This is a genomic window from Achromobacter sp. DMS1, from assembly GCF_001270295.1.
This window is the reverse complement of record NZ_LHSJ01000300.1, coordinates 1-4,786: the sequence shown is the minus strand read 5'-3', so window position 1 is coordinate 4,786 and position 4,786 is coordinate 1. Positions and strand designations below refer to the sequence as shown.

Annotated in this window: 5 protein-coding genes and 1 pseudogene; 1 reads left to right on the top strand and 5 read right to left on the bottom strand. The window is 70.1% G+C overall.

What is annotated here, in order from left to right; all coding sequences use genetic code 11:
* Positions 1 to 111 precede the first annotated feature (111 nt).
* From AD428_RS29860 to AD428_RS22935, 5 genes and pseudogenes are all read right to left on the bottom strand, one after another.
* Positions 112 to 540: a class I adenylate-forming enzyme family protein gene (locus AD428_RS29860; RefSeq protein ID WP_369798821.1), complete on the bottom strand. Its 429-nt coding sequence runs from the start codon at positions 538 to 540 to the stop codon at positions 112 to 114.
* Positions 540 to 749 carry a hypothetical protein gene (locus AD428_RS29855; protein WP_369798820.1) on the bottom strand — a complete coding sequence of 70 codons (210 nt, stop codon included), beginning with the start codon at positions 747 to 749 and terminating at the stop codon, positions 540 to 542. Before AD428_RS29855 ends, AD428_RS29860 begins: the two co-directional genes overlap by 1 nt.
* A gap of 53 nt (positions 750 to 802) precedes the next feature.
* A pseudogene (locus AD428_RS29850) lies at positions 803 to 1,588 on the bottom strand (AMP-binding protein); the annotation flags it as partial.
* Between the two features lie 71 nt (positions 1,589 to 1,659).
* On the bottom strand, positions 1,660 to 2,832 hold the full coding sequence (locus AD428_RS22940) for a thiolase (RefSeq protein ID WP_053246693.1): 1,173 nt from the start codon (positions 2,830 to 2,832) through the stop codon (positions 1,660 to 1,662).
* The gene (locus AD428_RS22935; protein WP_053246692.1) at positions 2,829 to 3,215 is read right to left on the bottom strand and encodes a Zn-ribbon domain-containing OB-fold protein; all 387 of its coding nucleotides are present in this window, start codon (positions 3,213 to 3,215) and stop codon (positions 2,829 to 2,831) included. Before AD428_RS22935 ends, AD428_RS22940 begins: the two co-directional genes overlap by 4 nt.
* 212 nt (positions 3,216 to 3,427) lie before the next feature.
* On the opposite strand from AD428_RS22935, the gene AD428_RS22930 reads away from it, so the two are divergent.
* Positions 3,428 to 4,618 (top strand): acyl-CoA dehydrogenase family protein, encoded by a 1,191-nt coding sequence (locus tag AD428_RS22930; RefSeq protein ID WP_053246691.1) that lies wholly within the window; start codon positions 3,428 to 3,430, stop codon positions 4,616 to 4,618.
* The last annotated feature ends 168 nt before the right edge of the window (positions 4,619 to 4,786 follow it).

Here is a 4,786-nt window from a genome sequence, read left to right as displayed (position 1 = left end):
CGCTGGACGCGCCGGCCAGCGCCACCATCGGCCGCCGCGGCGAAGAGGGTCTTGAGTTTCACGGTGGTTTCTCCTTTGCGTGGATGGACCGGTCGCGGGCGCGCCATGCGCCTACGCCAGCCTTTCTTTCAGCGGCTGCTTGAGGATCTTGCCGCTGACTGTGGTGGGAATCGTGTCGATGGGAATGATCTGCGCCGGGCGCTTGTAGGGCGCGAGCTGCGCGCGCAGATGCGTGGCTAGCAGGGAGACGTCGAGCGAGACGCCGGGCAGGGGCTCCACGAAGGCAATGACTTCCTCGTTGCGGTCTTCGGTGGGGCGGCCCACCACGGCCGACAGGCGCACGCCCGGAAACGCATTGATGACGGCCTCCACTTCGATGGGATAGACGTTGAAGCCCGAGCGGATGATGAGATCCTTGGAGCGGCCGGCGATGAACAGCGCGCCCGTGCCGTCCACGTAGCCGATGTCGCCGGTGTGGAGCCAGCCGCCGGGCAGCAGCGCCTGGGCGGTCTGCGCCGGGTCGCGGTAATAGCCCAGCATCACGCCCGGGCCGCGGATGAGAATGTCGCCGCGCTCGCCGGGCCGCGCTCGCTGCGCTCGGGCGAGCCGATGCGCAGTTCCACGCCCTCCACGGCATGGCCCGCGGAGCAATCGTCGCGCGGGTGGTCGATGTCGGTGATGAACATGGAGCCGGCATATTCGGTGATGCCGTAGCCATGATGCATGGGCAGGCCGAAATAGCGCTCCACGTCGCGCTTGAGGGTAGGGTCGAGCGCGCGCCGCCCGTGTACAGGTACCGCAGCCGCGGCGCGCGCAGCGCGGCCCGCGGGGGCGCGGACGCCAGCAGGCGGGTGAACATCGTGGGCACGCCTTGCAGATGCTGATGCCAGGATGCGCGAGCGCCTTGAAGACGTCTTCGGCCTCGAACCGGCTGCGCACCACCAGGCTGGCGCCGGCATGCACCGTCGCCATCAGCACCGTGGCGATGCCGAAGATGTGGGAGAGCGGCAGGGCCGCGTAGCCGATGTCCTGCGGCGTCAGCCGGCGCGAGGCGGCCGACACGCGCGCGAAGTGCAGCCAGGCCGCGGTGCGGCACCATCACGCCCTTGGGCGCGCCGGTGGTGCCCGAAGTGTAGATGACGGTGGCCACTCGCCGGCCCGGTCCGCCCGCCTCCGGCTCGGTGGGAGCGGCGGCCGGCGCATACATCACGCCCGGCCCCCAAGCCTCGGGATCGGCCTCGCGGGCCCCGGCCTCGCGCGCATGGCCCTGCGCGGCGGCCGAGACCCCCGTGATGTAGAGCGAGATCAGGGGCTGGGCATGCTCGCGGATATTGCCCACTTCACGCCCGGACAGCCGGGCGTTCACGCCCACGGGCCAGGCGCCCGCCAGGCTGCAGGCGAACAGCGCCACCACCATGGCGGCGCAGTTCTCGCCGGCCATCAGCACGCGATGGCCGGGCCGCACGCCTTGCCGCGACAGCCAGTCCGCCGCCCGGCGCACGCGTTCCCAGGCCTCGGCATAGCGCAGCACGGCGCCTCCTTCTTCGTGCAGGAAAACGGCGTCGGGCCGTTCCCGGGCCTGCTGCATCAGCAGCTGGTGGATGCGGGTGTGAGCGGGAGACTGCGACATGATGGATGGCCTGGCGTGGGGTTCGGGGATCAAAGCGCGGCCTGGGTGCCCAGCACCGCGGTGGACTGGCTCGAGAGCGTGCCGCCGTTGCCGTGCACCAACGCCAGCTCCGCGCCGGCCACCTGGCGCGCGCCGCACTCGCCGCGGAGCTGCCGCACGGCCTCGATCATGATGAACACGCCGTACATGCCGGGATGCACGCAGCACAGCCCGCCGCCGTTGGTGTTGACGGGCAGGCGGCCGCCGGGGGCGATGGCGCCGTCGGCGATGAAGTCCTTGGCCTCGCCCTTGGCGCAGAAGCCCAGGTCTTCCAGGAAGAGCAGCGTGTTGATGGTGAAGGCGTCGTACAGCTCCACCACGTCGATGTCGGCGGGCCTGACGCCGGCCATCTCGAAGGCGCGCCGGCCCGATTCGGTGGCGGCCGTGACGGTCAGGTCTTCCATCGACGAGATCTGGCGGTTCCAGACGGCGGTGGCGTTGCCCAGCACGTAGACCGGGGGTTTGGGCAGGTCGCGCGCGCGGTCGGCGCGCACCAGCACGTAGGCGCCCGCGCCGTCGGTCACCAGGCAGCAGTCGCGCACGGTGAGCGGGTCGGACACCATGCGCGACGACAGGATCTGGTCCAGCGTGGCGGGTTCGCGCAGTTGCGCCTCGGGGTTGAGCTGGGCCCATTTGTTGGCGGCCAGGGCCACCTGCGCCAGGTCTTCGCGGCGCGTTCCGTACTGGTGCATGTGGCGCGCGGCGGCCAGCGCATAGGACGAGAGCGGGCTGAGCGGATCGTAGGGCGTCTCGTAGGGCTGCGGATCGAAGCTCTTGCGCACGCGGCCGATCTCGGCGCGGCTGAGCGTGGACGTGCGCTGGGTGCTGCCGTAGCAGACCAGCACGGCGCTGCACTGGCCGCTGGCCAGCGCGTGCAGGGCCGGGAGCAGGTGGGCCACGAAGCTGGAGCCGCCCAGCATGGTGCTGTCGATGAAAGTCGGACGGATGCCCAGGTGCTCGACCACCGGCATGGCCCACATGGGCGCGGCCACGCTGGCCGTGCAGATGCCGTCGATGTCGCGCATGGTCAGGCCGGCATCGGCCACGGCGCGCTGCGCCGCCTGCACCAGGATTTCCATTTCGGTAAAGCCGTGCGCCTGTCCCAGGCCGGCATGGCCCACGCCGGCCACGGCCACCGCGCCGCGCAGATCGTTCAGTTTCATTGCGTCTCGTCCTCTGCCGTGAACACCACCAGACCGTGGCCGTCTTGCTGGATTACCCGCGCCCGCACCGGCATGCCGATGCGCACGTCCCGGGGCGCCACGCCTTCCACGCGGCTCATCAGCCGCACGCCTTCGGCCAGATCCACGAGCGCGACGTTGTAGTCGCCGCCCGCTTCCGGCTTGCGCCGCACGGTGGTGGTCGAGTAGACCGTGCCGCGTCCCGAGGGGCTGGTCCACGCCAGTTCGCCGCCGCCGCAATGCGGACAGATCATGCGCGGGTAGAACACCGCCCGCGCGCAGCCGGCGCATTTCTGGATGAGGAAGCGCCCGTCGTCCAGCGCCTGCTGGTACTGGGCCTGGGCGCCTTTGTCGCTTTGCGTCATATGCCTGATTCCGGATGTTTGTCCCGGAATCAGTGTCCGCAAAGCGGCGCGGTTCTGCCATTCTTCATTGCTGAAGCAGGGGTTTTGGCAGCCCGTAGAGGGGAGCGGGAGGGGCAAGGCTACGTCCGCGCCAAACCCCGTCTTCGGCAACCGCAGATTGCCCGGGGCGGGCGGCTCGTGGCTAGATACGTGCAATGAAACGGAGGTAGACCATGAACCTGACCTGGACGCCGCAAGAGCGCCGGTTCCGCGAGGAAGTGCGCGCGTTCGCCGAGGCGGGCGTGCCGCCGGAGCTGCGCGCCAAGGTGCTCGCCCATCAGCGCCTGGAGCGCGACGACTACGTGCGCTGGCACAACATCCTGGCCGATCGAGGCTGGGGCGCGCCCAGCTGGCCGAAGGAATACGGCGGCACGGGCTGGAACGCCCTGCAGCGGCTGATCTTCGAGGTGGAGTGCTTCAAGGCGGGCGCGCCGCGCCTGCTGCCTTTCGGCCTTTCCATGATCGGCCCCGTGCTCATGAAATACGGCAGCCCGGCCCAGCGCGAGCGCTTCCTGCCGCGCATCATCCGCGTGGAAGACTGGTGGTGCCAGGGCTATTCCGAGCCCGGCTCCGGCTCCGACCTGGCCTCGCTCAAGACGCGCGCTGAGCGCGACGGCGATCATTACGTGGTCAATGGCCAGAAAACCTGGACCACGCTGGCGCAATACGCCGACTGGATGTTCTGCCTGGTGCGCACCGACACCGAGGCGCGCCCGCAGCGCGGCATTTCCATGCTGTTGCTCGATATGCGCTCGCCGGGCGTCACGGTGCGCCCCATCCGCACGCTGGACGGCGGCCACGACGTGAACGAAGTCTGGCTGGAGAACGTGCGCGTGCCGGTCGAGAACCTGGTGGGCGAGGAGAACCAGGGCTGGACCTACGCCAAGTACCTGCTGGGGCACGAGCGCACCGGCATCGCCGGCCTGGGCCACTGCCACCGCGAGCTGGGCGTGCTCAAGCGCATGGCTGCGCAGGCGCAGTCCGGCGGCAGGCCGCTGCTGTCCGATCCCCGCATGCGCGACCGTATCTCGCGCATCGAGGTGGACATCATGGCGCTGGAGATGCTGCTGCTGCGCGTGGCGGCGAACAACGGCGGCACGCCCGGGCCCGAGGCCTCGGTGCTGAAGATACGCGGCTCCGAGATCCAGCAGGATCTCGCCATGCTGCAGATGGAGGTGGCCGGCCCCGACGCCTGGCCCTACGACCCCGAATGGATGTTCGCCGAGGCGGACGACCACGGCCCCGGCCCCGAGATGGCGGCCGCTGCCGGCGCGGGCTATGCCGACATGCGCAAGACCACCATCTACGGCGGCACGACCGAAGTGCAGAAGGGCATCATCGCCCGCCTCATGCTGGGTCTCTAGGACGAGCCCGGCGCGCTGGGCTCTCGAAGGAACGCGACAATGGATTTCATCTACACCGAAGAACAGCGCATGCTGGCCGACAGCCTGCGCCGCCTGGTCGACCAGGGAATGGGCGTCGCGCGCGCGGCGCGCGGCGATGGCCGCAACCGCGCTGGACCCCCAGGCCTG